This window comes from Deinococcus alpinitundrae (genome assembly GCF_009982895.1).
Lineage (GTDB): Bacteria > Deinococcota > Deinococci > Deinococcales > Deinococcaceae > Deinococcus > Deinococcus alpinitundrae.
The window spans coordinates 188,232-211,505 of the sequence record NZ_WXZL01000002.1; the positions used below are offsets into that span (position 1 = coordinate 188,232).

Sequence of the window (23,274 nt, forward strand, 5' to 3'; positions counted from 1 at the left end):
TTGGCGTGTGGGGACTTGGCTGTTCGGGAAGTGGGGAGTGGCAAGTAGGAACTGGGAAGTGTTCGGCGGAGACGCACCGAAGTTGCGCTGGAATTCTTCTGGCGCCTCAGAACGGCTCCAACGGACACCCGTCCCACTCACAATCCACCCGGCAGGCACGCTGACCGGCCCGCCGGGTGGACGATTCTCTACTTGTCCACGGTATCGAGCTTCTCCGAGCCTGTCGGACTCGGCACCCAACCCTTGACCGCCGCGCCGCTGGCGACGAGCAGCCGCGAGTGCACCACCGGAATCCGCACCGCCTCGCGGAACATGATCTCGTCCACTTTCTGGTAGTACTGCTGGCGTTTGTCAGCGCTGGGCAGCTTGCGGGCTGCGTCCATCGCCGCATTGACTTCCGGGCTGGTCCAGCTGATATCGCCAGTGGAACCAGGTGCGAGCAGGTTGGTGTAGGCGTTGTCGGCGTCAGTGGCGTAGATATAGCCGAGCATAAAGGCCTGCAACTTGCCTTCCGAGCGGTGTTGCAGGTACGCGCCCCAGTCCTCGGTCTTGAGGTTCACCTTGATGCCGATGGCGGTGAGGTCGGCGGCCATCGCCTCGGCAATCGGCTTGGGCGTCGGGTAATACGGGCGGCTCACCGGCATATACCACAAGTCGAGCGTGAAGCCGTTCGGGTATCCAGCGGCGGCCAGCAATTTTTTAGCGGCGGCGGGATCGTACTTGTAGTCGGTCACATTCTTGGAATAGCTCTTGGAAAGTGGCGGCGGAATCAGGTGAGCGTCGGTGAGGCCCAGCCCATTCCAGAAGGCGTCCACGATGGCTTTCTTGTTGAGCGCCGTGGCGATGGCCTGACGCACCCGCACGTCCGAGAGCGGCTTGTAGCTGGTATTCAGGCCCAGGTAGCCGAGATTGAGCGCCGGGCGCAGCAGCGGCTTGAGCTTGGCATTGGCTCTGAGCGACTGGAGCTGGTCAGGCAGCAGATCGCCAGCGATGTCCACTCCCCCGGCCAGCAACTCGTTGAGGCGGCTGCTGGGTTCCTTGATGAAGCGGAAGGTGAGGTTGTCGGACTTGGGCAACCCGGCATTGAAATAATTGGGATTCTTGGCGAGCTGCACATTGACACCGCTGGTCCACTTGGTCAGCATGAACGGCCCGGTGCCCACGGCCAGGCCCGCCGGAGTGCCGTACTGCGCCGGATTTTTCTTGATGGCGGTGGGGCTGGCGATGCCGAAGAGGCCCGAATCGGCCAGCAGCGCGCCGAGCGCAGGGTACGGATTGTTCAGCACGATCTCCACGGCGTAGGCGTTCTTGACCCGCACGTCCTTGACGATGGAGCCAGGCGCGCCCTTGTAGCCGCCCACATTGTCCGACCAGCCCTGAAAGTCCTTGCCGCCGCTGTAGCCGGACTTGGGGTCCCACCAGCGCATGAAATTGAAGCGTACCGCCTCGGCATTCAGCGGCGTGCCGTCCTGAAACTTGACGTTCTGGCGCAGATAAAAGGTCCAGGTCAGGCCGTCGTCGCTGGTCGTCCAGCGCAACGCCAGATCGGGCTGCAACTCCACCGTGCCGGGCTTGAATTTGATCAGCCCGTTGTAGATCTGGGTCTGCACGTACGCGCCGTTGCCGTCGGAGGTGACGCAGGGATCGAGGCTGATCGGCTCGCCGCTGAGACCGAAAGTGATGGCCTGGGCCGAGGCACTCTGGGCCGCCGCGCCGCCGATAAGCAGAAGTCCACTAACAAACCAGTTTTTCATCTTTTCTCCTTGTGACGCTTCAAGCGCCCGCGTAAATGGCTGAATTAAAATCGGCTGCGCGGATCAGTAAGATCACGCAGCACGTTGCCGAGCAAGTTGAAGCACAGCACGGCCAGGGCGATGACGGCCCCCGGGTAAATCGCCAGCATGGGCTTGACCCAGAAATAGGTCTGGGCGTTTTGTAGCATGTTGCCCCAGGACGCCAGCGGCGGCTGAATGCCCAGACCCAGGTAGCTCAGGCCGGTTTCGGTGAGAATAGACCAAGCGATCCCCAGGGTGGTCAGCACGGCCGCTGCCGGAAGGGCCTGCGGAAAGACGTGCCGCCAGATCAGCCGGGAGCCGCTCGCGCCCAGCGCCCGGCCCGCCTCGACGAACTCGAAGTTGCGAATCTTGCTGACCTCGGCGTGAACGATGCGCGCCACCTGCGGCCAGAACCCCAGCCCGATGACCGTGACCACCACCGCCGGCGCATTGCCCAGCACGGCAATGGCCGCCAGAATCAGAAAGAAGCTGGGGATGGCCATGAAGGTGTCCACGAGGCGCATCAGCAGCGTTTCGGTCCAGCCCTGATAAAACCCCGCCAGCGCCCCCACCAGTGAGCCGATGCTAAGAGCCACCACCATGCTGACGATGCTGATGGTCAGCGTAATTCGCCCGCCGTAGAGCAGGCGTGCCAGCACGTCGCGGCCCAGCTCGTCGGTGCCCAACAGGTGCTGGGCGCTGGGCGAGGCGGTGGTGTTGAGGGCGTCGGTGGTAATTGGCGAGGCACTGTACACGAACGGCCCCAGGAAAGCGGCGGCATAGAGCACTGCAAGCACCAGCACGGCGGTGATGCCGACCGGGTGGCGCAGCAGCCGGGGCAGCAAGCCTGTGCGGCGCTGACGGACTTCGCCAGCAGGCGGCACGGTCGCGGCCCTGGTCACGAGACACGCTCAGTCATGGCGAATCCTCGGGTCAATGACGGTGTAGGCGAGGTCCACAACCAGATTGGTCAGGATGACGATGAACCCGGCGGCCAGGGTAACGGCCATAATGGTGTTGTAGTCGCGTCCCAGCGCGGCGTCCACCGCCAGCCGGCCCATACCGGGGAGTCCGAAGACACTCTCGATAATCACCGAGCCGCTCAGCAGGGCCGGCAGAATCAGACCGATCATCGCCACGATCGGGACGAAAGCGTTTCTCAGGGCATGCTTGACGATCACGCGGCCCTCGCGCACCCCCTTGGCCCTTGCCGTTCGCAGGTAATCGGCCCCCAGCACTTCCAGTAGCGAGGCGCGAGTAAATCTCACCAGATTCGGCAACATCACGAACGCCAACACGCCTGCCGGGAGAATCATGTGCCTGAGCCACTCGGAGAGCGAGAACCCGGCGCTCATATCGGCCAGTCCCGAAGCGGGCAGCACCTTGAGCGTGACGGCAAAGAGCAAAATCGCCATGATGCCGGTCCAGAAGTCCGGCACGCTCATGCCCAGGGTGCTCAAGGCATTGACCGAATGGTCGAGCACCGAGTTGCGGCGCATGGCGGTGATGATCCCCAGCGGAATACCGATGACGACCGACAACACCAGCGCCGCCAGCCCCAGTTGCAAGGTGGTGCCCAGCCGCTGGCGCAGAATCGGCGCAACCGGCTGGCCGCCGCTGAGTGTGGCTCCGAAATCGCCCCGCAACACGCCGGTCGCCCAGCTGCCGTAGCGTGTGAGCAGGGGGCGGTCAAGCCCCAGTTGCTTTTGAATCGCGGCGCGCTCCTCTGCGGTGGATTCGAAGCGTGCCGCCGCACTCGGGCCTCCCGGCGCGAGATTGATCAGAAAGAAGGTGACCAGCGAGATCAGGAGCAGCACCACCATACCCTGACCGATCCGGCGACCCAGAAACCCCACCATAATAAACACCTCCCCTTCGGCACCCGCGGCCTACCCTGCGCGGCCAGATTTATTTCACTGACCACTCGGCCGCGTACTGGAAATCGGCCGGCAACGTCACGCCGCGCATCCCCGTGAGGCGGTTGTTGTAGGCTGTGATGCTCTGCGGGTACCACAGATAGAGGTAAGGCAACTCGGTTGCCATCAGCTTCTGGGCCTGCACATAGGTGGCTTTGCGGGCCGTGCCGGTATCCTTGCGCCCCTGCTCCAGCAACGCGTCGAGCTTCGGATTCTTGTAGTTGGGAATGTTGTTGCCGACATTGGCCGCACTCGAATCATAGTACGGCAGCACATCGGGGTCAGCTGGCGTCGACCACCAGGCGGCAGACGCTTGATAATCGCGCTTGACGATCACCTGCTGAATGTAGGAATTCCAGTCGAGCGTCTTGAGGTCGGCCTGCACGCCGATGTCTTTCCAGTACTGCTGCACCAGCAGGGAAATCGGCGTGAGCTGCTGGTAGGCGGCGGTGGGCATGCTGATAATCAGCGGTTTCCCATCTTTTTGCAACACACCGTTGGGGCCAGGTTTGTACCCTGCCGCCGCGAGCAGCGCCTTGGCTTTGGCTGGGTCGTAGGGATACTGCTGCACATTCTTGGTATAGAAACCCTTCTGCACCGGAGCAATCGGGCCTGTGGCCACCTGACCGTACCCTTTGAGCACGCTCTTGATCATGGCCGGGCGGTCGATGGCGTAGAGCAGCGCTTGACGCACCCGCACATCCTGAAATCTGGGATCGTCCTGATTGAGCGCCACGAAGTAGTAAACGTTGGCGGTGGAGAGGTCGACCGTCAGGTTGGGAGCGGCCTTGATGCGCTCGACCGTTTCCGGATTACCCACCGAGATCAGATCGAGGTCGCCGGAAAGCAGCTGGGCGAGCTGGGCATTGCTGTCGGGAATCACCTTGAAGGTGACGGCTGCCAGCTTGGGTTTGCCACCCCAGTACAGGTCGTTACGAACCAGCTTGACGCTTGCGCCGGAAATCACCTGAGCGACCTTGAAGGGGCCGGTGCCCACCGGATTTTGCTTGTTGAAGTCGGTAAATTTCCACGGATCGGTCACGCCCGCAAACTTGTGCTGCGGCAAGATGCCGGCGAAGTAGCCGAGGTAGGTGGGCAGCGAGGCCCACGGCCGCGACAAAATGAAGTCCACCTGATAGGGGTTGACCACGTTCACCTTGGTCACAGCGTTGCGCCAGGTGCTGCCGCCGTTGGCCGCCAGTTCCTTTTTCAGCACGATCTCGTTGAAGGTAAACGCCACGTCGGCGGCGTTGAACGCTTGCCCATCCGACCACTTGACATTGCGGCGCAGATTGAAAGTCCACTTGAGACCGTCGGCAGAAGCTTTCCAAGAGGTCGCCAGGTCAGGAGCGGGCTTGAGGTTCTTGTCCCAGCGGGTCAGGCCGGGAAAGATCAGTTCGTTAATCAAGTTGGATTCCACGAACGCTGTGGGGCTCCAGGGATTGAAGGTCGGATCGGCGGTGGTGGCGAAATTGATGCTGCCGCCGGTGTCCTGGGCGCTGACCAGCCCGGCACTCAGGACGACGAGACTGCTGAAGAGCAAGGGAACCATTCGCGGCATGCTGCGACTCCTTGATGTCCCCCGGCCCAGCGGGAGGGGCGAGAACGGCGGGCGAAGGCAGAGCGGAAGGAGAGCGTAGAGAAACCGCGCTTCTCAGGGCACCGGAGACGACCCGTTGTAGCCGAGCTGACGAGAGATCAGATGCGCGGTGGCGACGATGAGCTGCCCGAGTTCGTCAAGGCGCGCGGACGTCATGCGTGAGGCCGGGCCGCCGACGCTGACTGCTCCAGCGACCTGACCTGCCGCGCCGTAAATTGGTGCGCCAACACCGCACGCGTCTACGTCCACATCACCACCGCTGATGGCGTAGCCGCGCGCGCGAATCTGTTCCAATTCGTTTCGCAGCACGTCGGGATCGGTGGCCGTGTCGGGCGTGTAGCGGGGGTACTCCGGCAATCGGGCCAGCACGGCAGCTTGCTCGGTGGCGCTCAAGAATGCCAGGACCGCTTTTGGACACGCGCCGGCATGCAGAGGAAACGGCATGCGGCCCACTTCAGTCACCAGTCGCACGGGCCGCAGGCCGTCACGGTGGTCGATGAGGATCACAGCCTCGCCTTCCTTTGCAAAGAGGTTAATGGTCTCCCCAGTACAAAGTGAAAGGTCGTCCAGAGCCGCCTGCGCCGCGCTGCTCAAGCTGGTGGGCCGAGCCGAGGAGGCGAGGTGGGCGGCCAGCGGGGTCAGAACGAAGCGCTCATCGTCGCCAAGGCCCACAAACCCGACATGCTGCAAGGTGCGCAGGCAACGGAACGCCTGGTTGCGGTCTATATCCAGTCGCGCGGCGATTTCCGATGGGCTGAAGTGGCCTGGTGGGTGCCCGAAGACCAGCAGCACCTCCAGGGTGGTGGCCGCCGACTGAATCAGGTAACGCGGAGCTTCTCTGGCCACTTGGCTCATGGTCCCCCTTTTGGTTGAAACGGTTAAACGGGTTGATTTAACTTAGTCCCTTTGGATCTCACAGTAGGTAACCTGTCTAGTCCACCGGTCAGCTCAAGGAATTGGTGCACGGTGCAATCTGTTACCAGAAATCATGACTTCAAGTAGGAAATATCTCGGTAGATCGTTCTAGAGGTGGGTTTTTCTGTCTAAGACACTCTAAAAAGTGCCGCAGTGTTTCTATGCTCTCGACTTTTACTTCTGTATAGAAGTTGATTAAGAAAGCATATCTCCGATAATTGGTATTTCTCATCTAACCATAAAGCTCCTGAGAAGGGTCTAGTCAAAGATCCTTGCCCCTAACACTCAATACGCCCAAAAGAGTTCAGAACGCAGAAAAAGAAGCGCCCCAGTCTTCTCGACTGGGGCCGTGGTATCTCAGGGCAATCTCGATTCAAGCAGGCGAGCAGCGGTGGACATCTTTCCTGCCTCCCAGCAACGAGAGGCTCTGCCGAACAATCCTCCATTTCTAGGGCAACACATCCGAATTCCAGCGTCTTGAACGCAGGCGGTATCGCTTATCTGGCCGGCTGGAACGCGGACTTCCGAGACGCCTCCTACCGGAAAAGGCTCTTGGGCAGATACAGCCCGACCAGCCAGTTGGGCGCGTCCACGATCTCGCTGATACGCAGGTCGGCGGCGACGCTGCACAGCAGGTAGGCATCCTGGGCACTCAAGCCATATTCCGCCGTCATGAAGTCGATCATGTGGCGGGTGGCGTCCTGCGCGGCGGCGTAGAGGTCGGGGCCGAGGCCGGTGGTGACGTGGTAACCCTGCTGGTCAATGTGTCCGGTCACCGGGCCGGGCGTCGAGAAGCGTGGCGTTTTCAGGTGAGCGGCCTTCTTCAGCGTGAAGCGCAGCGTGATGTGCATGGCCGACTCGATGGCGGTGCCGCACACCTCGCCGTCACCCTGGGCCGCGTGCGTGTCGCCCACCGAAAAGAGCGCGCCCTTGACTGCTACAGGCAGATGCAGGGTACTGCCCGCCGTCAGGTCGCGGATGTCCATGTTGCCGCCCACGGCCCTCGGCGGCACGACGCTGTGGTGCCCCGGCTCGGCGGGCGCGTTGCCGATGGTACCGGGAAAGGGGCGCACCGGCACCGAGATGCCATGATGAAACTCCGCCGATTTGTCGCTGTACTGCCACAGCTTGAGGTACGGCTCGGCAAACTCGTCGGCCAGCAGTCCGAAGCCGGGGATGATGGCCGTCCAGCCGAACCCGGAAGGCCGGAATTCCAGAATGTCCACCGTCAGGGCGTCGCCCGGCTCAGCTCCATGCACGTAAACCGGACCAGTGACGGGATTGATCTTAGAGAAGTCCAGAGCAGTCACGTCGGCGGCGGTAGATGTGGGCGTGAACTGGCCGCCGCCGGAATCGACGACTTCGAATTCGATAATCTCGCCGCTCTCAACTTCCAGCGCAGGCGCGAGGCTGTTGTCCCAGCCGTAGTGGTGATCGTGGATGGTGCATCTGGGCTTGGCGGTCATGGCGGGGTGACTCCTTCAAGGGTGAACGCAGGAAAGATGCAGGCGGCTGGCCTCACTTCACCGACAGGCGCTCGTAATTGATAAAATGCGTCGGGTCCAGCAGGTCATCCACACTGCCCACCAGCCGGTCCGACTTCATGGTGTAGCGCACCTCGTGGAACACCGGCACCCACACCGCCTGCTTGTTCATGGCCGCGAAGATGCTGGCGTATTCCTTCAGGCGGGCCGTCTGCTGAGCGGGGGCCACCATCCGGTCGGCCTTGTCGGCGCGGGCATCGAGCGCCTTGTCGCACACGAACGGCCAGTTCCAGCCGCCCTGCACCGCACTCTTGCACGACAAAATCGGCCAGTAGAAGTCGCTGGGGTCGGGGTAGTCCTGGGTCCAGGCGAGTCCCCCCGACCAGACCATCGCCGCCGTCTTGGGCGTGCCCGCCGCGTCGATGACACTGCTCTGGGCCAGGCTCTTGAGCTGCACCTTCACACCGATCTGGGCGAGGTCTTGTTGAATGCTTTGGGCGATGCGCGGGTTGGGGTCGGTGGAGGTGGTGTAGAGGGTGGTCTCGAAGCCGCTTTTCATCCCCGCCGCCGCCAGCAGCGCTTTGGCCTTGGCGGGGTCGTAGACGTATCCAGCCTCGGCCTTATCGTAACCGGGCATCAGCGGCGGCAGCACGCTCTTGGCCAGTTCGCCGCGCCCGTTAATGATTCGCAGAATCTTGGTCTTGTTGATCGCCATGTTGATGGCCTGGCGCACCCGCACGTCATTCAGCGGCTTGATGCCCGTGTTGAGGGTAAGGTAAGTCGTGTTGACCGACGTTTTGGAAAACACATTGGCCTTGAGCTTGGGGTCGCGTGTCACCTGCAAGAACTGGGCGGGCGGAATGCCGTCACCGAGCAGATCGATCTCGCCGCGCTGAAGGCTAAGGTAGGCCACGCTGGGGTCGAGGCCCACCTTGACCGTCACCCCGTCGAGATGCGGCATCCCTTTGATGAAGTAGTTCGGATTGCGGGCAAACTCGAGTTGCTGGCCGCTGACCCACGACTTGAGCGTGAACGGCCCGGTGCCGACCGGCTGGTGGCCGAAGTCCGCTCCAGCTTTGGCGACGGCCTCCTTGGGCACGATGAAGGCGAAATTCATCGCCATGATGTTGAGGAAGGCGGCGTTGGGCGCGTCCAGCGTGATCCTGACTTTATCGGGGGCCAGCACCGTGATGCCTGACACCGCCTTGGCCTTGCCGTCCACGAACGCCTGCGCGCCCGCAATGCCGGTGTAAAAGCTCTGCCCCGGACTCTTGGTCTTGGGATCGAGCACGCGCTCCAGACTGTACTTCACGTCGCTCGCCGTCATGGTGCGCCCGTTGTGAAACTTGACGCCCGTTCTGAGCGTGAAGGTGTAGGTCTTACCGTCCTTCGACACCTCCGGCATCTTGGCGGCCAGGCGCGGCGTCAGGGTGGTGCCGCCGGGAACGTAGTCGAGCAGGGCGTCGAAGACCATCTTCTCCATCGGCCAGTTCTGGTAGTCGTAACCGACGGCGGGGTCGAGCGTGGTGACGTCGTCCTTGTACGAGACGGTGATGCTGCCGCCCTGCTGGGGCGCGGCGCGGGCACTGCTCAGCACGCCGGTCACGAGGAGCGTCAGGCCAATCAGGGTGGTGCCGGTTCGTCTTTTCATATCTCTCCCTTCGCCCTATCAAGATCAGTTGGAGGTGGCCTACGAGTAGCGAATACGCGGGTCGATCAGGAGCTGCACGAGGTCGGCCAGCAGATTGGCGAGCGTGATGATCAGGGCGCTGAAGATCACCACGCCGACAATCACCGGAATATCCACGACCCGGATGGCGTCCCAGACCAGCCGTCCCAGCCCCGGCCAGCCGAAGACGCTCTCCACCACCACGACCCCGCCCATGAAGACGCCGATATCGAGGCCGATCATGCTGACGATGGGCGAGACGGCGTTGCGAAGCGCGTGGCGCACAACGACCCGGCTGCCGGACAGGCCCTTGGCACGGGCGGTGCGGACATAATCGCGCGAAAGCACGTCCAGCAGACTGGAGCGGATCACCCGCGCATACCAGCCCGCCCCGCCCAGGCCGAGCGTGAGCGCGGGCAAAAACAGGTGCGATAAGCCCCCGTAGCCGCCCAGCGGAAAGAGGTTCAGACCGTAGGCGAGCAGATACACCAGGCTCAGGCCCAGCCAGAACTGAGGCGCAGAAGCCCCCAGGAAGGCGAACCCCATGACCAGGCGGTCCGGCCAGCGCCCACGCCGCAAGGCCGCCCAGATGCCCAGCGGCAACCCCAGCAGCAATTCCAGGAAGATCGCTCCCAGCATCAGTTGGAAGGTCGCCCAAACGCGCGAGGCGATCAGCTCACGCACGCCGGTCTGCTGCTTGTAGGACCGGCCCAGGTCACCCTGCAGCAGGTGGCCGAGGTAGAGGGCGTACTGGGCGGCGAACGGGCGGTCCAGCCCCAGCTCTCGCCGGATGCTGCCCACTGTCTGCACGCTGGCGCTCGGCCCGGCCACCAAGCGCGCCGGGTCAGCGGGCAGCAGGAAAATCAGGCTGAACGTCATCAGCGAGGCGATCAGGAGGACGCCCAGGCTTTGCAGCACCCGCGAGGCGCTGAAGGTCAGCATCAGCCGCGTCCGTGCGGGTCGAGGGCGTCGCGCAGGCCCTCGCCCAGCAGATTGAACCCTAGCGAGGTCAGCAAGATGGCCGCGCCGGGACACAGCACCAGCCAGGGAGCCGTCGTGAGGTAACTCTGCGACTCATTGATGATGCCGCCCCAGCTCGGTGTGGGCGGCTGCACCCCCACCCCCAGAAACGACAGGGTCGCCTCCAGCAGCACGGTGGTGCCGATGCCGAGTGACCCCCACACCAGCGCGGTGGGCAGCAGATGCGGCAAAACGTGCCGCCGCAGAATCCGGCTGCCCGACGCGCCGACGGCCTGGGCCGCCTCCACGAACTCACGCTCGCGCAGCGAGACGACTTGGGCATAGACGACCCGCGCCACCGCCACCCAGTTGAGAAGCGCAATGACCAGGGTCACGATCCACAGGCTGGGGCGCAGGATGGCCGTCAGCGCGATGGCGAGCAGCAGCACCGGGAAGGCCATCATCACGTCGGTAAAGCGCATGATCAGGGTGCCCACGACACCGCGCGCCAGTCCACCCAGCGCGCCCACCAGCACCCCGATGACCACCGCGATGCCGTTGGCAATCAGGCCCACCAGCAAAGAAGCCCGCGCACCCCACAGCAACCGGGAAAGCAGGTCGCGGCCCAGCAGATCGGTGCCCAGCAAAAAGGCCCGGCCCGGCGGCTGCGGCGCGCCGTCAAGAGACAGGCCATCGGGAAACTGGAAATTGGGGTCGTGCGGCGCGAGCCAGGGAGCCAGCAGCGCGGCCAGCACGATCAGGGTGCAGAGCATCAAGCCGGTCAGGGCTGCCTTGTCTCGCGAGAAGCGTCGCCACGCCACCGAGCGCGTCCGCTGGGGCACAACCGCCAGGGCAGGAAGGGCGGTCAAGCGACCCCGGTGGAGTAAGACCGCTGGGGCACAAGGCAGGCCGGGCAAACGTGGAGGGACACGGCAGGCAGGCGAACAGAACGGGGAATCTGGCCCAGAGGGCGAAAGGTGCCGGGGTCCACACGGGCACGATACTCCTGTTCGTGGCTGAGAACTATCAGCTGGCCCGCACAACGATCAAGCAGGCCCACCTTGGTTCGGCGGTGAACCATCCAACCTGAGATTCGCTCTCATGCTTTGATTGCAGAATGCAAGTGTGCTTGAAGCTCACCACATCCCAGATTTGAGCGCCCAGCCGCTGCGTTTCCTGAACGCGTACTGGACGCTGTGGCAGGCGCTGGCGCAGCCGGTGGACTGCGCACTGACGCGCCAGCACGGCCTCGATCTGCGGGCTTTTATCGCGCTGAGTTACGTGCAAGGGGGCGCAACCTCGCCCGGTGAGCTGGCCGCCGCCATGAGCATTCCCAACTACGAGGTCAGCCGCACGCTGGACCGCCTGGACCGTCTGGGGGCCATCACGCGGCTGAGCGACCCGGCCAACGCCCGCCGCCGCCGCCTGAGCGCCACGCCGTCGGGGCAGGCGCTGTGGAGCGCGGCGCTAACGACGGTGCAGGCGGTTACCCAACCGCCGCTGCACGCGCTGGGGCCGCCGCTGGACATCCTCACCGGCTCCCTGGAACAGCTGGCCGCGCTGATCAGGCACGGCGACCCACCTCCACTTTCTCCTCACTTCCCCACCACTGCCCTGGAGCAACCATGACCCAGCATCCCACCGAAGGCACCTGCCCCTTTCACGATTCAAACGGTCCCGATGCGGCGATTCCGCCGCTGACCCGCCGCGAGGACCAGCTCTCCAAAAGCGGCGCGGCCATCGAGATCGACGGGCGCGGCGTCTACCGCGTCCACAGCTTTCAGGCGGCGCGGGCGGTGCTCAAGGACGAGGGCGTGCGCCAGGCCGGATTCATGTCGGAGATGGCCGCCAAGATGGGCGGTCTCAAGCAGCCCCCGGTGCTGTTTTCCGAGGGCGAGACGCATCACAGCATGCGCCGCGACACCGCCCGCTACTTCACCCCGACGTCGGTGGCCGAGTACCAGCCGATGATCGCGGCCCTGGCCGACGACCTGATCGGGCAGCTGGCGGCCAAAGGCGAAGTCAACCTGGACGATCTGAGCCTCAAGCTGGCGGTCAACGTGGCTGCGCAGGTCGTCGGCCTGACCAGCAGCCGCCTGCCGGGCATGGAGCAGCGCATCACCGCCTTCGTGGACGGCGGCGGCGACAGCGAGCCGGGCGCAGCGCAGGTTCGCAGCCGGGGCGCGGCCCTCAAGCAGCAGGCCAACCTGGCGCTGTTCTTTGCCTTAGACGTCAAACCCGCTATTCAGGCCCGCAAGAAGGAGCGCCGCGACGACCTGATCAGCCACCTGATCGACAAGAACTACAACGATGTGGAAATTCTGACCGAGTGCCTGACCTACGGCACCGCCGGGATGGTCACCACGCGGGAATTTATCAGCGCCGCCGCCTGGCATCTGCTGAAGAATCCCGAACTCCGAAGCGAGTACCTGCACGCCACCGAAAAGGAGCGCCACGCCATCCTGCACGAGATTTTGCGGCTGGAGCCGGTGGTCTCCACGCTCTACCGCCGCGCCGAGCAGGACCTGACCATCGACGGCCAGCATATTCCGCAGGGCAGCTTGCTGGCGCTCAACGTGCAGGAAGCCAACAGCGACGGGCAGGCGGTAGGCGAGCGCCCGCTGGAAGTCTGTCCGGGACGCAGCTTGCCACGCGGCGTGCAAGCTCCCGTGCTGGCCTTCGGCGACGGCCACCACCGCTGCCCCGGCGCGTTTCTGGCGATCAAGGAAAGTGACGTGTTCTTACGTCGTCTGCTGATCTGGAACGATCTACGCATCGTCACGCCGCCGAGAGTGCACTACAACGAGGTGGTCAAGGGCTACGAGCTGCGCGGCTTCCGGGTGGCGCTGGGCGCGGGAGCAGCCGCCCACTAAACGTCAACCCCCTTCCCTTGACGCGGCGCGGCCAGATGCTCTGGCCCGCCGCGCTTTCTCGAACCGCTTGCAGACCCCTCCCGGCTGTGTCAATATACCAATCCAATACCTCTTAGCCGCCGCACAGGAGTTCAGATGAAGGTTGCCATCAACCCAGAGAAATGCGCGTGATGCGAGGGGACGTTGTACTGACCCTTGATCTGGGGGGCAGCAGCAGCAAGTGGGGCGTGTTTGCTGGCGACCAGTTGCAGGCCAGTGGTTCGGCGGCCCCCATTTCCGGCCACCTGTATACCGCTGGTGCACGGGAAGCGCTGACGCAGGGGCTGAGTACCATTCACGCCGGGGTTCAAGCCCATCCCGCTGCCAAAATTGAGGGTGTGGTCGCGGGTGTGGCAGGTCTGCAAGCCGAGAACATCCCCCTGATTGCAGCGCTGATCGCTCAGACGTTTCAGCTCTCCCCCAATGCCGTGTCTGTCACCGATGACCTACATCTGGCGTATGCCGCCCACTTTTTGCCCAGCGAGGGCACGCTGATCTATGCTGGAACCGGCAGCATGGCCTACCACCGCAGTGAGGGCGGCGAGGTCATGCGGGCGGGCGGGCACGGCTTTTTGATCGACGACGCGGGCGGGGCGTTCTGGCAGGGGCGCGAGGGACTGAGGGCCGTCTTGAGGCAAGCGGATGAGCAGCACCCTGAAACGCCGCTGGCCGCCGCGCTCTACGCCGCTGTCGGCAGCCGGGCGTGGCCGGACATCCGCGCTCACGTCTACGCCGGGGGCCGTGCCGCCCTCGCCCGACTCGCGCCCGCCGTGTACCGAGCCGCCCTGGACGGCGACCCCGATGCCCTGCGTATTCAGCAGCAAGCCGGGGAAGAACTGGCGCGGCTGGGCCGGGTGGTACTGGAGCGCACGGGCGGCCAGCTCGTGGCAGCAGCGGGCGGCGCGGTCAATTCGCGGGTGCTGGCGGCGCTGCAAGGAGCGCTGGGGCCTCGCGTCCAGTTCAGGCCCGGCGTCTCTCCCCTGCTGGGCGGCCCGGTGCTGGCCCGGCAGCTCGGCCTATTGCGGGAAGAAGTGTCCAGATGACGCCTCCCCTGCCCGGTCACACTGACTCTGCATCGCTGAGTACCGAGCAGCCCAGCAGCCAGCATCCGCGCCTGGACGAATACCCGACAGCCGAATTGGTTCGCGCACTGAGCGAAGATCAATTCCTGGCCGCGCAGGCGGTGGCGCGGGCCGAGGCGCAGATTGTGCGGGCGGTGGACCTCGCCTACCAGCGCTTGCAGGCGGGCCAGGGGCGCTTGGTTTACGTGGGCGCGGGTACCTCTGGGCGGCTGGGCGTGCTGGACGGGGTGGAACTGCTGCCTACCTTTTCCTGGCCGCCCGAGCGCTTACTCACCCTGATCGCGGGCGGCGAGAGCGCCATGTTCCGGGCCGCTGAGGGCGCGGAGGACGACGAGGCACTGGCCGAAACGGACATGCGGGCTGCCCAGCTCACCCCCAACGACGTGGTGATCGCGCTGGCGGCCAGCGGCACCACCCCTTATGCCCTGGCCTGCGTGCGGTGGGCGCGGCAATCAGGGGCGCTGACCATCGGCGTCACCAACAACCCCGGCAGCCCGCTGGCCCGCACCGCCGAAGCCCCGATTGAGCTGGATACCGGGCCGGAAGTCATCAGCGGCAGCACCCGCCTGAAAGCTGGAACCGCTCAGAAGATCGCACTCAACACCTTTTCCAGCAGCTTGATGGTGCGGTTGGGCAAGGTATACGGCAACCTGATGGTGGACTTGATGGCGACCAACGCCAAGCTGCGCCGCCGCGCCATGAAGCTCACCCAGCACGCCAGCGGGGCAAGCGAGGCCGAGGCGAGTCAGGCGCTGGAGCAGGCCGGAATGCAGGTCAAGACCGCTGTGGTGATGCTGCGCGGCAGGCTGGACGTACAGGAAGCCCGCGCCCGGCTGACAGCGGTGGGCGGCCACACACGGGCGGCCCTGAACGAGGTGGCGGAGTCGGAGGATATCTGAGCACCTGTTCATATATCGTTTTTTGAATTAGACTGTAGGCATGTCAAGTGCGCCGCTTCTCCAACCGTCCCCGACCCTGGAATATTTCGTGGAAGGCATGGACTGTGCCGGTTGCGTGCGCAAGGTCGAGCAGATGGTGGCGACCCTGCCCGGCGCGGCGGAGGTCAGGACCAGCTTCAACAAGCAGACGCTGGAACTGCAACTGGACGAACAGCAGACGCCGAGGGCCAGGCTGGAAGCCAACCTCAAGAGTCTGGGTTACGCGCCGTCGCTGCGGGGTGGCCAAACTCAGCTGGAGGACGCGCACTCTCAAGGCGAAGCGGGCCACGCCCATGCTCACAGCCACACCCACGAAGCCGAACCCGGCAAGCCCTGGTACGCCACCGGTCAGGGCAAGCTGGTGATGGCCTCGGGCGTGTTGCTGGCACTGGCCTTTGCCTTCAGCTTCATCGAGCCGGGGTTCTCGGTGTACGGCTACGTCGCTGCCACCGTGCTGGGCGTCTGGCCGCTGCTGAAGAAGTCGATGGCCAGCGCCCGCTTCGGCGATTACTTCAGCATCAACCTGCTGGTCGCCGTCGCCGCCATCGGGGCCGTGCTGATCGGGCAGGCGGCAGAGGGCGCGGTCGTGGTGTTCTTCTTCGCGGTGGGCGAACTGCTCGAAGGCGTGGCGGCGGGGAAGGCGCGGGCCGGGATTCAGGCGCTCGCGGCACTGGCCCCCAAAACCGCCCTGCTGCTGGAAGGCGATCAGGTGCGCGAGGTCAAAGCCGACTCGCTCAGGATCGGTCAGCAGGTGCAGGTGCGCCCCGGTGCCCGCGTGCCTGCCGACGGGCGAATCCTCAGCGGCGCGTCCAGCCTGGACGACAGCCCCATTACTGGGGAGAGCGTACCTGTCGACAAGGGCGTGGGCGAGAGCGTCTTCGCGGGCAGCATCAACCAGTCGGGCGTGCTGACGGTGGAAGTGGAGCGGGCGGCCAGCGACAACACCATCGCCCGCATCATTCATCTGGTCGAGGAAGCCGAGGCCAGCAAAGCGCCCACCGCCCGCTTCATCGACCGCTTCAGCCGCGCCTACACGCCGGGTGTGGTGGCGGTAGCGGCGCTGGTGGCCCTGGTGCCGCCCCTCCTGTTCGGCGGCGAGTGGCACACCTGGCTCTATAAATCCCTCAGCCTGTTGCTCATCGGCTGCCCCTGCGCGCTGGTACTGAGCGTGCCCGCCGCCATTACCAGCGCGGTGAGTGCCGGGGCCAAGCGCGGCCTGCTGCTCAAGGGCGGTGCGGCGCTGGAACTCATCGGCGGCGTCAAGACGGTGGCCTTCGACAAGACTGGCACCCTGACGGCGGGGCGGCCCCGTCTGACCGGCGTGGTGGGCCTGAACGGCGACGAAACCGAGATTCTGCGCTTGGCCGCCGCCGTGGAAAGCGGCAGCGATCATCCGCTGGCCCGCGCCATCGTGGAGGAAGCCGGGCGGCAACAGCTGATTATTCCAGCGAGCCGCGACGCCGAAGCCCTGCCGGGTCAGGCGGCCCGCGCCACGGTGGAGGGCCGCTCACTCAGGGTCGCCTCGCCGCGCCACGCCGCCAGCCTGGGCCTGCTTCCGGCCCCGTTGCAGAGGGTCATCGAGACCTTCGAGACGCAGGGGCGCACCGCCGTCGTGCTGCTGGACGGCAATCAGGCACTGGGCGTGCTGGCGCTGCGCGACGAACCGCGCCCGGAGGCGAAGGCAGCACTGGCTGAGCTGCGGCTCATGGGCATTCGTCCGCTGATGCTGACCGGCGACAACGCCCGCACCGCCCGCGCCATCGCCTTTGATCTGGGCCTGAGCGAAAGCGAGGTGCAGGCTGACCTGCTGCCGGAAGACAAACTGCGGGTTATCGCTGAACTGAGTCGGGCAGGCGGCGTGGCGATGGTCGGCGACGGCATCAACGACGCTCCAGCGCTGGCCCAGGCCGACGTGGGCATCGCCATGGGCGGCGGCACCGACGTGGCGCTGGAAACCGCCGACGCTGCCCTGCTACGCTCGGAAGTGTCGGGCATTCCGGCACTCGTCGGGCTGTCGCGCAGCGCCATGCTCAACATCAAGCAGAACATCGCCTTCGCGCTGGGCCTCAAGCTGATTTTCCTGATCACCACCCTGCTCGGCTACACCAACCTGTGGATGGCGATTCTGGCCGATACCGGAGCCACTGCCCTCGTCACCGCCAACGCCCTGCGGCTGCTGGGCTGGCGCTTCAAGCGGCTTGAAGCGCCGCAGCTGGAGAGGCAACGCTCCGCGAGTGCTTAAGGCCTGGTCACGGCTGAAAGAACCGCCCTGCCTGCCCACTTGCTAACCTGCACCGCATGACCCACAGCCACAACCACGGCGAGAACGCCAATGCCCGTCAGCTCAGCATCGTGCTGGGGCTGGTGGGCACTTTTCTGGTGGTGGAAGTCGTCTACGGCTTTCTCTCCAGCTCGCTGGCCCTGCTCTCCGACGCCGGACACATGCTCACCGACGCGGCGGCGTTGGCCCTCTCGCTGTTTGCCATCAAGATGGGCCAGCGCCCCGCCGACAAGCAGCGCACCTTCGGCTACCGCCGCGCCGAGATTCTGGCGGCGGCGCTCAACGCGGGCGTGCTGCTGGCCATCGGCCTCTACATTCTCTATGAAGCGTATCTACGGCTGCGCAGCCCGGTCGAGGTGCAGACCACTCCGATGCTGATCGTGGCGGTGCTGGGCCTGATCGTGAACGTCATCAGCGCCCGGCTGCTGGTGGCGGGCAGCAGCGACAGTCTCAACGTCAAGTCAGCGTATCTGGAAGTGCTGGGCGATTTGCTCGGCTCGGTGGCTGTCATCGTGGGCGCAGTCCTGATCCGCTTCACGGGCCTGGATTGGATCGACCCGGTGCTGGGGGCCTTGATCGGCCTGTGGGTCATTCCACGCACCTGGACCCTGCTGAAAAGCAGCGTGAACGTGCTGATGGAGGGTGTTCCCGAGGAGCTGAACCTGGACGCCCTACGCTCGGCACTGGAGGAGTTGCCCGGCATCAGCGAGGTTCACGATCTGCACGTCTGGAGCGTGACCAGCGGCCAGCACAACCTGACGGCCCATCTGGTGTCAGCCCAGCCGCCCACCGATTTGCTGGCGCGGGTGCAGGCGCTGGCCCGCCGGTACGATCTGGGGCACAGCACCGTGCAGATCGAAGCGCCGGGCCTGCATGCGGAGAGCGGCGATCATCACGATCACGGCGAGTTGCATCCCTGATGCCCCATCGCCAGGCGCTAGACTGAGCGAATGAGAATCGCTTCTCAACTTCCCACGCCCCTGCCTGACGATGCTGTGTGCGAGGTCAACTGCGTTCACCCCGAAGCGGTGCAGACGGCCCGCGCCGCTCTGCCGGACCAACACTGCGTGGACGATGCCAGCGCCCTGCTGAAGGTGGTGGCCGACCCGACCCGGCTGCGGCTGCTGAGCGCCCTGAACGCCTGCGAACTGTGCGTCTGCGATCTGGCGGCGGTGGTGGGACTCAGCGAGAGCGCGGTGAGCCATCAATTGCGGCTCTTGCGTGCGCACCGATTGGTGACATTTCGCAAGGTGGGCCGGGTGGCCTACTACCGTCTGCTCGACCAGCACGTCAACGGCCTGATCGGCAGCGCCCTGGAGCATGTGCAGGAGTAGAGCCACCCGGCAGATCGTATGCTGGGGCCATGCGCTCCTGGCTCACCGGCTTGCTCCTGACTGCAGCACTCTCCGCCTGCTCGTCCAGACCGGCGGTTGAGAATCACTACATCACCTCTCCGGCCTGGATTCTGGCCCACCAGGGCGGAGAGGACCTGTGGCCCAGCAACACTCTGCTGGCCTTCGACAACGCCGCCAAGCTCGGTGTGCAGATGCTCGACACCGACATGCACGCTACCCAGGACGGCGTGCTGGTGCTCTCGCATGACGACACGGTTGACCGCCTGACCGATGGGCACGGCGCGATCCGCGAGATGACCCTGGCGCAGCTCAAGCAGCTCGACGCCGGATACCGCTTCACCCCCGACAGCGGACAGAGTTACCCGTACCGGGGCCAGGGGCTGAGCATTCCCACGTTGGAGGAGGCGCTCTCGGCCCACCCCGAACTGCCCTGGACCGTTGAGATCAAACAGGACACGCCCAGCGTTGCCCAGCCGTTTTGCGCGGCTCTGCGCCAGCACCAGATGACCGGCAAAGTCATGGTCGCCAGTTTTAGCGACAAGGCCATGCAGGATTTCCGTGCCGAGTGCCCCGAAGTTGCCACCAGCATGACCGAAAGCGAACTGCGCCCGCTGGTGCTGCTAAGCAAGGTGGGGCTTTCCAGCTTGGCAAAAGCGCCGGGGCAGGCTGCCCAGGTGCCGGTGCGCTCCGGCGGCATCGAGGTGGTGACGCCCAGCTTCGTGCGCCAGATGCACGGACGCGGCGTAGCAGTGCACGTCTGGACCATCAACGACCCGGCGGAAATGCGCCGATTGCTGGCGATGGGCATCGACGGCATCGACACCGACCGCCCCGATCTGCTCAAGGCGGTGCTGGCTGAGCCGGCAGACGACTGAGCTGACGACTGGCGGAAGTGCAATTCATCCAGCCTGAACTTGAAAAGCGGCCCGTCCAGTCTTTATGGTTTTTTCTCTGGAAGTCGGGCCGCAGTCCGTATGACCGCTCGCCCGATCAGCATTAAACTGAAATGACAAGGGCTTGCTCCTTGAAAGCGGCTGGGGAGCGTTAGCCAAGCGGCGAGTGACGACGTCGCCGGTTGTAAAACATCTCAATCCATTCGAACACCCGACTGCGGATCTGGACCATATGTACCGCGTGGCCGCCGGAGGTCAAGCTCCACATTCTAGGGTTGAAAAAAAGCTCTCCTGCACAGCCTTGTCCCAGCACTTTGCTTTGCTGCTCATCCTCTGGATCGCCTTCCAGTGGTCAAGGGCCTGTCGGTAGAGGTGGCCAGTGTACTGACCTCCCACGGTCAGCATGGTGGAGCTATCCGGCACTTGGTTTCCTTCTGTGCCGGGCCATACTCAGGGTGTCCATGACCAGAGGTGAAGACGCTCGTTCAGTACCCAGCCGATAATCTTTCTGGAGAACGGATTCACACCGCTGGCCAGGTACAGCCAGCTTTCCGTTGTGGGGATGAGCGTGATGTCCGTGACCTATTTCTGGCTAGGTGGATGACGCGGACCTTCTGCTTTCAGTGAACCTCGAGATTCGCTCCCGTCATCCACCCTCCTAGGCCAGGTCGGCTTGAATTCGCGAAAGCGTCTTCTCAAATGGTTCGGAATTGAGCGCAGGTGCTGTCAGACGGCACCCTGGTCAGCTGCTGGCCACGTTGATGGCCCGGCGGAAGCGCCGGTGTGCGACATCACCAGTTCGCTGAAGAGGCTGTTGGCCCAGCCGAACCACTCGCGCGTAAATATGGCAGGGTCGTCGACGTGAAAGCTCTCGTGCATCAGGTTGGTGCCCGCCGTGGTGCCGACCAGCACGGCCAGCATGGCGGCCCGTTCGCTGGCCGTGTCTGCCGTCAGGCCGCGCATCGCCAGCGCTAGCGGCCAGATGTGCTGCGGCGGAGTGTGCGGGCTGCCGACGCCCTGCGCCGCTGTCCCCGAAAAGAAGTACGGGTTCTCGCCGCTCAGCACCAGGGCGCGGGTGTGCTGGTAGGTGGCGTCGTCCACCGGGCAGTAGCCCAGGTAGGGTGCCGACAGCAAACTGGGAATGTTGGCATCGTCCATCAGGAGTTGCCCACCGAGGCCGTCTACCTCGTAGGCGTAGACGGTACCGAAGCGGGGGTGCTCGGCGACAGCGAATTGCTTCAGACCCGCCTCGATCTCGGCCCTGAGCTGGAGGGCGTCGGTGCGGAGCTGATCGTCGTTCCAGACCTCCTGCGCCAGCTCTGCCAGATGGCCGAGTTCCACGCTCGCCATCATGTTGCCGGGAATGTTGTAGTTGAACTCGCAGGCGTCGTCGCTGGGCCGGAAGGCGCTCCAGATCAGGCCGGTATAGCCCACTGGACGGCCCCTGCCACCATTCGGCAGGTTGTCGGTGCTGGCCGCGTCGGGCCGCCAGAATTGGTAAGCGCTGCGCTCAGCGTGGTGCTGCTCGGTTTGCAGCACGCCGAGCACGCTGCGGGCCGCCTGGTGAACCCTTTTGCCCAACGCCGCCGCGTTGCCGGTCAGCTGCCAGTAGCGGTGCGCCAGCCGGATGGGGTAGCACAGCGAGTCCAATTCGAACTTCCGCTCCCACACCAGCGGGTGCCGCCTGGGCTGGTCTGCCGTGTGGCCCGCGCCGCTGGGCAGGGCATTGAAGGCATTGGCGTAGGGATCGGCCAGCAGTTGGTCGGCCTGGGTGGCGATCACGCCCGCGATCAGGCGGCTGAGTTCGGCGTCCTGGGCGCACAACGCCAGATACGGCCACACCTGCGCCGTGCTGTCGCGCAACCACATGGCCGGAATGTCGCCCGTCACCACGAAGGTCTGGCCAGCGGCCTGGGAGTGCAGGGTGGTTTCCAAGCTATTGGGAAAGCAGCGCTCGAACGCCAAAGCGACCTCCGGCTGTTCGCTGAAGGCCGCTTGAACGAACTCGATGATGTGCTGAAGGCTGGACCGTCGAGGCTGGGGCGGGGTCGTCACGCTCCTCAGCTTAGAACATCTGCCAGAAAAGAAGCGCTTTCTTGACCGAGCGGGCAAGCCCGGTCAGTGCCGTTGTGCCCGAGAGCCAGCGGAAGTGGCTACGTTGGAATTCTGTCAGGGTCTCCTGCTGAGGGCTCAATCCACCCGACGTAGCCCTGCCCGACCGTTCTTCTGGTACTGGCTTCACGGTTTTGCCACCGGCTGGGGCGGCGTGAGGGCGCTCATCTGCCCGCGCTCATCGACGGCGCGCAGCTGATACTGGCTGTCGGGCGTGCCCTGCGCATCGGTAAAGGAGGCCGTGGTCAGCAGACCAGACAGCTGAAGGGCAGGACTCCCTGCCTTGTCGAACCGGTACACGACCACAGAAACGCCAGATACGGCACTCCAGCTGATGTTGTTTGCCAGCAGTGCCTTCAAGTCGGCTGACGCGCTGCGGCGCAACCGGAGCGGCGCTCCTGAGCTTGACCGACTGTGCTTCGGAGGAGGCCGAGGTGTTTCCGGCGGCGTCCACGCTCTGCGCGCTGTAGCTGTAACCAGAATGACCTGGCCGCCAAGCTGAGCCAGATCGTTGGTGAGCTGAATCAGCAAGGGCTCGGCGCTCACTTCACTTTGCTGCCGAAGCAGTTCGGGCAGGCCCACGCCCAGGCCAGGACCGAGCTGTTGCACAGCGCTGACCAGATATAGCAAAAACTGGCCCAGGTCGTTGTCGCCCTTGTCGAGAGGAAGCCAGGCGGCGGGGCGGCTTTGTTGCCGCAGCCAGGCCGCCAGCACCGTGGATTTGCCTGTGCCTGCCGGAGACGAGATGAGCATCAGCCTGGCACCCATGCCCCCGTTCGAGCAGCGCGAGAAGCTGGGGCCGCGCGATCAGATGCGCGGTGGGAACGGGAGGGTGGAGCTTGGTGCCGAGCAGGGTCAGGGGCATTGCGAATCAGGTTATCAACTGCGCCGGCCCGTTCCTCGGTGGCCTTCAGGCGTGAAGGGATCTGGGTCACGGCCACCCTCAGCCGAATCAGCCGATCCGGTGCCGTTCAAGTCTGGCACGAAGGCATTAAGCAGGCGAGGCGGCCAGCGGCTCCTTGAGGAAATCCCGAGCTTTCGGGCAATCTCCGCACAACGGCTGCTGATCACCAGGCGCACACCTTCCTCTCCGAACCCGGCAGTGTACAGACATTGACTGGCCGTCATGTCAGTCTCCATCGTCCAGCACACCTACGACTTCCACAAAGCTGGCGCAGGATCACCGGTGGCTCACCTTAAAAAATGGCGTGAGTGACGCGGGCAGTTACCTGCGAAGTGCAAGCCTGCCACTTCTGGGCCGTGTGCGAGGACGGCGACCCACCGCATCTCCGGTTTCGTTCCGATTTCAGAAGGCAGATCGTATAGCCAGATACGATCATATAAATGTTTGCTTTTGATCGATTCAGGTGCTAGCGTGTCTG

General features: G+C 64.5%; 19 protein-coding genes. 8 read left to right on the forward strand and 11 right to left on the reverse strand.

Annotation, left to right across the window (positions count from 1 at the left end; genetic code table 11):
- Positions 1-188: 188 nt before the first annotated feature.
- From GUI70_RS02540 to GUI70_RS02580, 9 genes are all read right to left on the reverse strand, one after another.
- Positions 189-1,754, reverse strand: coding sequence for an ABC transporter substrate-binding protein (locus GUI70_RS02540; RefSeq protein ID WP_161880723.1), 1,566 nt, complete (start codon positions 1,752-1,754; stop codon positions 189-191).
- Positions 1,755-1,798: 44 nt separating this feature from the next.
- Positions 1,799-2,677, reverse strand: a complete 879-nt coding sequence (locus tag GUI70_RS02545) for an ABC transporter permease (protein WP_161880724.1) — start codon at positions 2,675-2,677, stop codon at positions 1,799-1,801.
- A 9-nt stretch (positions 2,678-2,686) separates the two neighbouring features.
- The gene (locus GUI70_RS02550; RefSeq protein WP_161880725.1) at positions 2,687-3,634 is read right to left on the reverse strand and encodes an ABC transporter permease; all 948 of its coding nucleotides are present in this window, start codon (positions 3,632-3,634) and stop codon (positions 2,687-2,689) included.
- Positions 3,635-3,683: 49 nt separating this feature from the next.
- On the reverse strand, positions 3,684-5,252 hold the full coding sequence (locus GUI70_RS02555; protein WP_161880726.1) for an ABC transporter substrate-binding protein: 1,569 nt from the start codon (positions 5,250-5,252) through the stop codon (positions 3,684-3,686).
- 93 nt (positions 5,253-5,345) lie between these two features.
- Complete coding sequence (locus GUI70_RS02560) at positions 5,346-6,146, reverse strand: IclR family transcriptional regulator (RefSeq protein ID WP_161880727.1); 801 nt, start codon at positions 6,144-6,146, stop codon at positions 5,346-5,348.
- 596 nt (positions 6,147-6,742) lie between these two features.
- Entirely contained in the window at positions 6,743-7,672 is a 930-nt protein-coding gene (locus tag GUI70_RS02565) for an acetamidase/formamidase family protein (RefSeq protein WP_161880728.1), read from the reverse strand.
- 52 nt (positions 7,673-7,724) lie between these two features.
- Positions 7,725-9,341, reverse strand: a complete 1,617-nt coding sequence (locus GUI70_RS02570) for an ABC transporter substrate-binding protein (protein ID WP_161880729.1) — start codon at positions 9,339-9,341, stop codon at positions 7,725-7,727.
- Positions 9,342-9,380: 39 nt separating this feature from the next.
- Positions 9,381-10,301, reverse strand: a complete 921-nt coding sequence (locus tag GUI70_RS02575; RefSeq protein WP_161880730.1) for an ABC transporter permease — start codon at positions 10,299-10,301, stop codon at positions 9,381-9,383.
- A complete protein-coding gene (locus GUI70_RS02580) occupies positions 10,301-11,161 on the reverse strand; it encodes an ABC transporter permease (protein WP_237724654.1) in 861 nt (286 codons plus the stop codon). The genes GUI70_RS02575 and GUI70_RS02580 overlap by 1 nt, the downstream gene beginning before the upstream one ends.
- A 283-nt stretch (positions 11,162-11,444) precedes the next feature.
- Here GUI70_RS02580 and GUI70_RS02585 point away from each other — a divergent pair, with 283 nt between their 5' ends.
- The 8 genes from GUI70_RS02585 (at position 11,445) to GUI70_RS02620 (ending at position 19,762) form a co-directional block, all read left to right on the forward strand.
- Positions 11,445-11,948, forward strand: coding sequence for a MarR family winged helix-turn-helix transcriptional regulator (locus GUI70_RS02585; RefSeq protein WP_161880732.1), 504 nt, complete (start codon positions 11,445-11,447; stop codon positions 11,946-11,948).
- Complete coding sequence (locus GUI70_RS02590) at positions 11,945-13,192, forward strand: cytochrome P450 (RefSeq protein ID WP_161880733.1); 1,248 nt, start codon at positions 11,945-11,947, stop codon at positions 13,190-13,192. Before GUI70_RS02585 ends, GUI70_RS02590 begins: the two co-directional genes overlap by 4 nt.
- Before the next feature lie 170 nt (positions 13,193-13,362).
- Complete coding sequence (locus tag GUI70_RS02595) at positions 13,363-14,274, forward strand: N-acetylglucosamine kinase (RefSeq protein ID WP_161880734.1); 912 nt, start codon at positions 13,363-13,365, stop codon at positions 14,272-14,274.
- On the forward strand, positions 14,271-15,212 hold the full coding sequence (gene murQ, locus GUI70_RS02600) for an N-acetylmuramic acid 6-phosphate etherase (RefSeq protein ID WP_161880735.1): 942 nt from the start codon (positions 14,271-14,273) through the stop codon (positions 15,210-15,212). Before GUI70_RS02595 ends, murQ begins: the two co-directional genes overlap by 4 nt.
- A gap of 40 nt (positions 15,213-15,252) precedes the next feature.
- The gene (locus GUI70_RS02605; RefSeq protein ID WP_161880736.1) at positions 15,253-17,493 is read left to right on the forward strand and encodes a heavy metal translocating P-type ATPase; all 2,241 of its coding nucleotides are present in this window, start codon (positions 15,253-15,255) and stop codon (positions 17,491-17,493) included.
- Between the two features lie 56 nt (positions 17,494-17,549).
- Positions 17,550-18,452, forward strand: a complete 903-nt coding sequence (locus tag GUI70_RS02610; protein ID WP_161880737.1) for a cation diffusion facilitator family transporter — start codon at positions 17,550-17,552, stop codon at positions 18,450-18,452.
- A gap of 30 nt (positions 18,453-18,482) precedes the next feature.
- The gene (locus tag GUI70_RS02615) at positions 18,483-18,866 is read left to right on the forward strand and encodes an ArsR/SmtB family transcription factor (RefSeq protein ID WP_161880738.1); all 384 of its coding nucleotides are present in this window, start codon (positions 18,483-18,485) and stop codon (positions 18,864-18,866) included.
- Between the two features lie 29 nt (positions 18,867-18,895).
- Positions 18,896-19,762 carry a glycerophosphodiester phosphodiesterase family protein gene (locus GUI70_RS02620; protein WP_161880739.1) on the forward strand — a complete coding sequence of 289 codons (867 nt, stop codon included), beginning with the start codon at positions 18,896-18,898 and terminating at the stop codon, positions 19,760-19,762.
- Between the two features lie 744 nt (positions 19,763-20,506).
- Here the strand turns inward: GUI70_RS02620 and GUI70_RS02625 are convergent.
- Together GUI70_RS02625 and GUI70_RS02630 are read right to left on the reverse strand one after the other, a co-directional pair.
- Entirely contained in the window at positions 20,507-21,835 is a 1,329-nt protein-coding gene (locus GUI70_RS02625; RefSeq protein ID WP_161880740.1) for a glycoside hydrolase family 125 protein, read from the reverse strand.
- Positions 21,836-22,018: 183 nt separating this feature from the next.
- On the reverse strand, positions 22,019-22,645 hold the full coding sequence (locus GUI70_RS02630) for a hypothetical protein (protein ID WP_161880741.1): 627 nt from the start codon (positions 22,643-22,645) through the stop codon (positions 22,019-22,021).
- Positions 22,646-23,274: the final 629 nt, after the last annotated feature.

What these genes read in the sequence shown, in the direction of transcription:
- GUI70_RS02540 (WP_161880723.1), bottom strand. Translation starts at nt 1,754, where the DNA reads ATGAAAAACTGGTTTGTTAGTGGACTTCTGCTTATCGGCGGCGCGGCG.
- GUI70_RS02550 (WP_161880725.1), bottom strand. Translation starts at nt 3,634, where the DNA reads ATGGTGGGGTTTCTGGGTCGCCGGATCGGTCAGGGTATGGTGGTGCTG.
- GUI70_RS02555 (WP_161880726.1), bottom strand. Translation starts at nt 5,252, where the DNA reads ATGCCGCGAATGGTTCCCTTGCTCTTCAGCAGTCTCGTCGTCCTGAGT.
- GUI70_RS02560 (WP_161880727.1), bottom strand. Translation starts at nt 6,146, where the DNA reads ATGAGCCAAGTGGCCAGAGAAGCTCCGCGTTACCTGATTCAGTCGGCG.
- GUI70_RS02565 (WP_161880728.1), bottom strand. Translation starts at nt 7,672, where the DNA reads ATGACCGCCAAGCCCAGATGCACCATCCACGATCACCACTACGGCTGG.
- GUI70_RS02570 (WP_161880729.1), bottom strand. Translation starts at nt 9,341, where the DNA reads ATGAAAAGACGAACCGGCACCACCCTGATTGGCCTGACGCTCCTCGTG.
- GUI70_RS02575 (WP_161880730.1), bottom strand. Translation starts at nt 10,301, where the DNA reads ATGCTGACCTTCAGCGCCTCGCGGGTGCTGCAAAGCCTGGGCGTCCTC.
- GUI70_RS02590 (WP_161880733.1), top strand. Translation starts at nt 11,945, where the DNA reads ATGACCCAGCATCCCACCGAAGGCACCTGCCCCTTTCACGATTCAAAC.
- GUI70_RS02595 (WP_161880734.1), top strand. Translation starts at nt 13,363, where the DNA reads ATGCGAGGGGACGTTGTACTGACCCTTGATCTGGGGGGCAGCAGCAGC.
- murQ (WP_161880735.1), top strand. Translation starts at nt 14,271, where the DNA reads ATGACGCCTCCCCTGCCCGGTCACACTGACTCTGCATCGCTGAGTACC.
- GUI70_RS02605 (WP_161880736.1), top strand. Translation starts at nt 15,253, where the DNA reads ATGTCAAGTGCGCCGCTTCTCCAACCGTCCCCGACCCTGGAATATTTC.
- GUI70_RS02610 (WP_161880737.1), top strand. Translation starts at nt 17,550, where the DNA reads ATGACCCACAGCCACAACCACGGCGAGAACGCCAATGCCCGTCAGCTC.
- GUI70_RS02615 (WP_161880738.1), top strand. Translation starts at nt 18,483, where the DNA reads ATGAGAATCGCTTCTCAACTTCCCACGCCCCTGCCTGACGATGCTGTG.
- GUI70_RS02620 (WP_161880739.1), top strand. Translation starts at nt 18,896, where the DNA reads ATGCGCTCCTGGCTCACCGGCTTGCTCCTGACTGCAGCACTCTCCGCC.
- GUI70_RS02630 (WP_161880741.1), bottom strand. Translation starts at nt 22,645, where the DNA reads ATGCTCATCTCGTCTCCGGCAGGCACAGGCAAATCCACGGTGCTGGCG.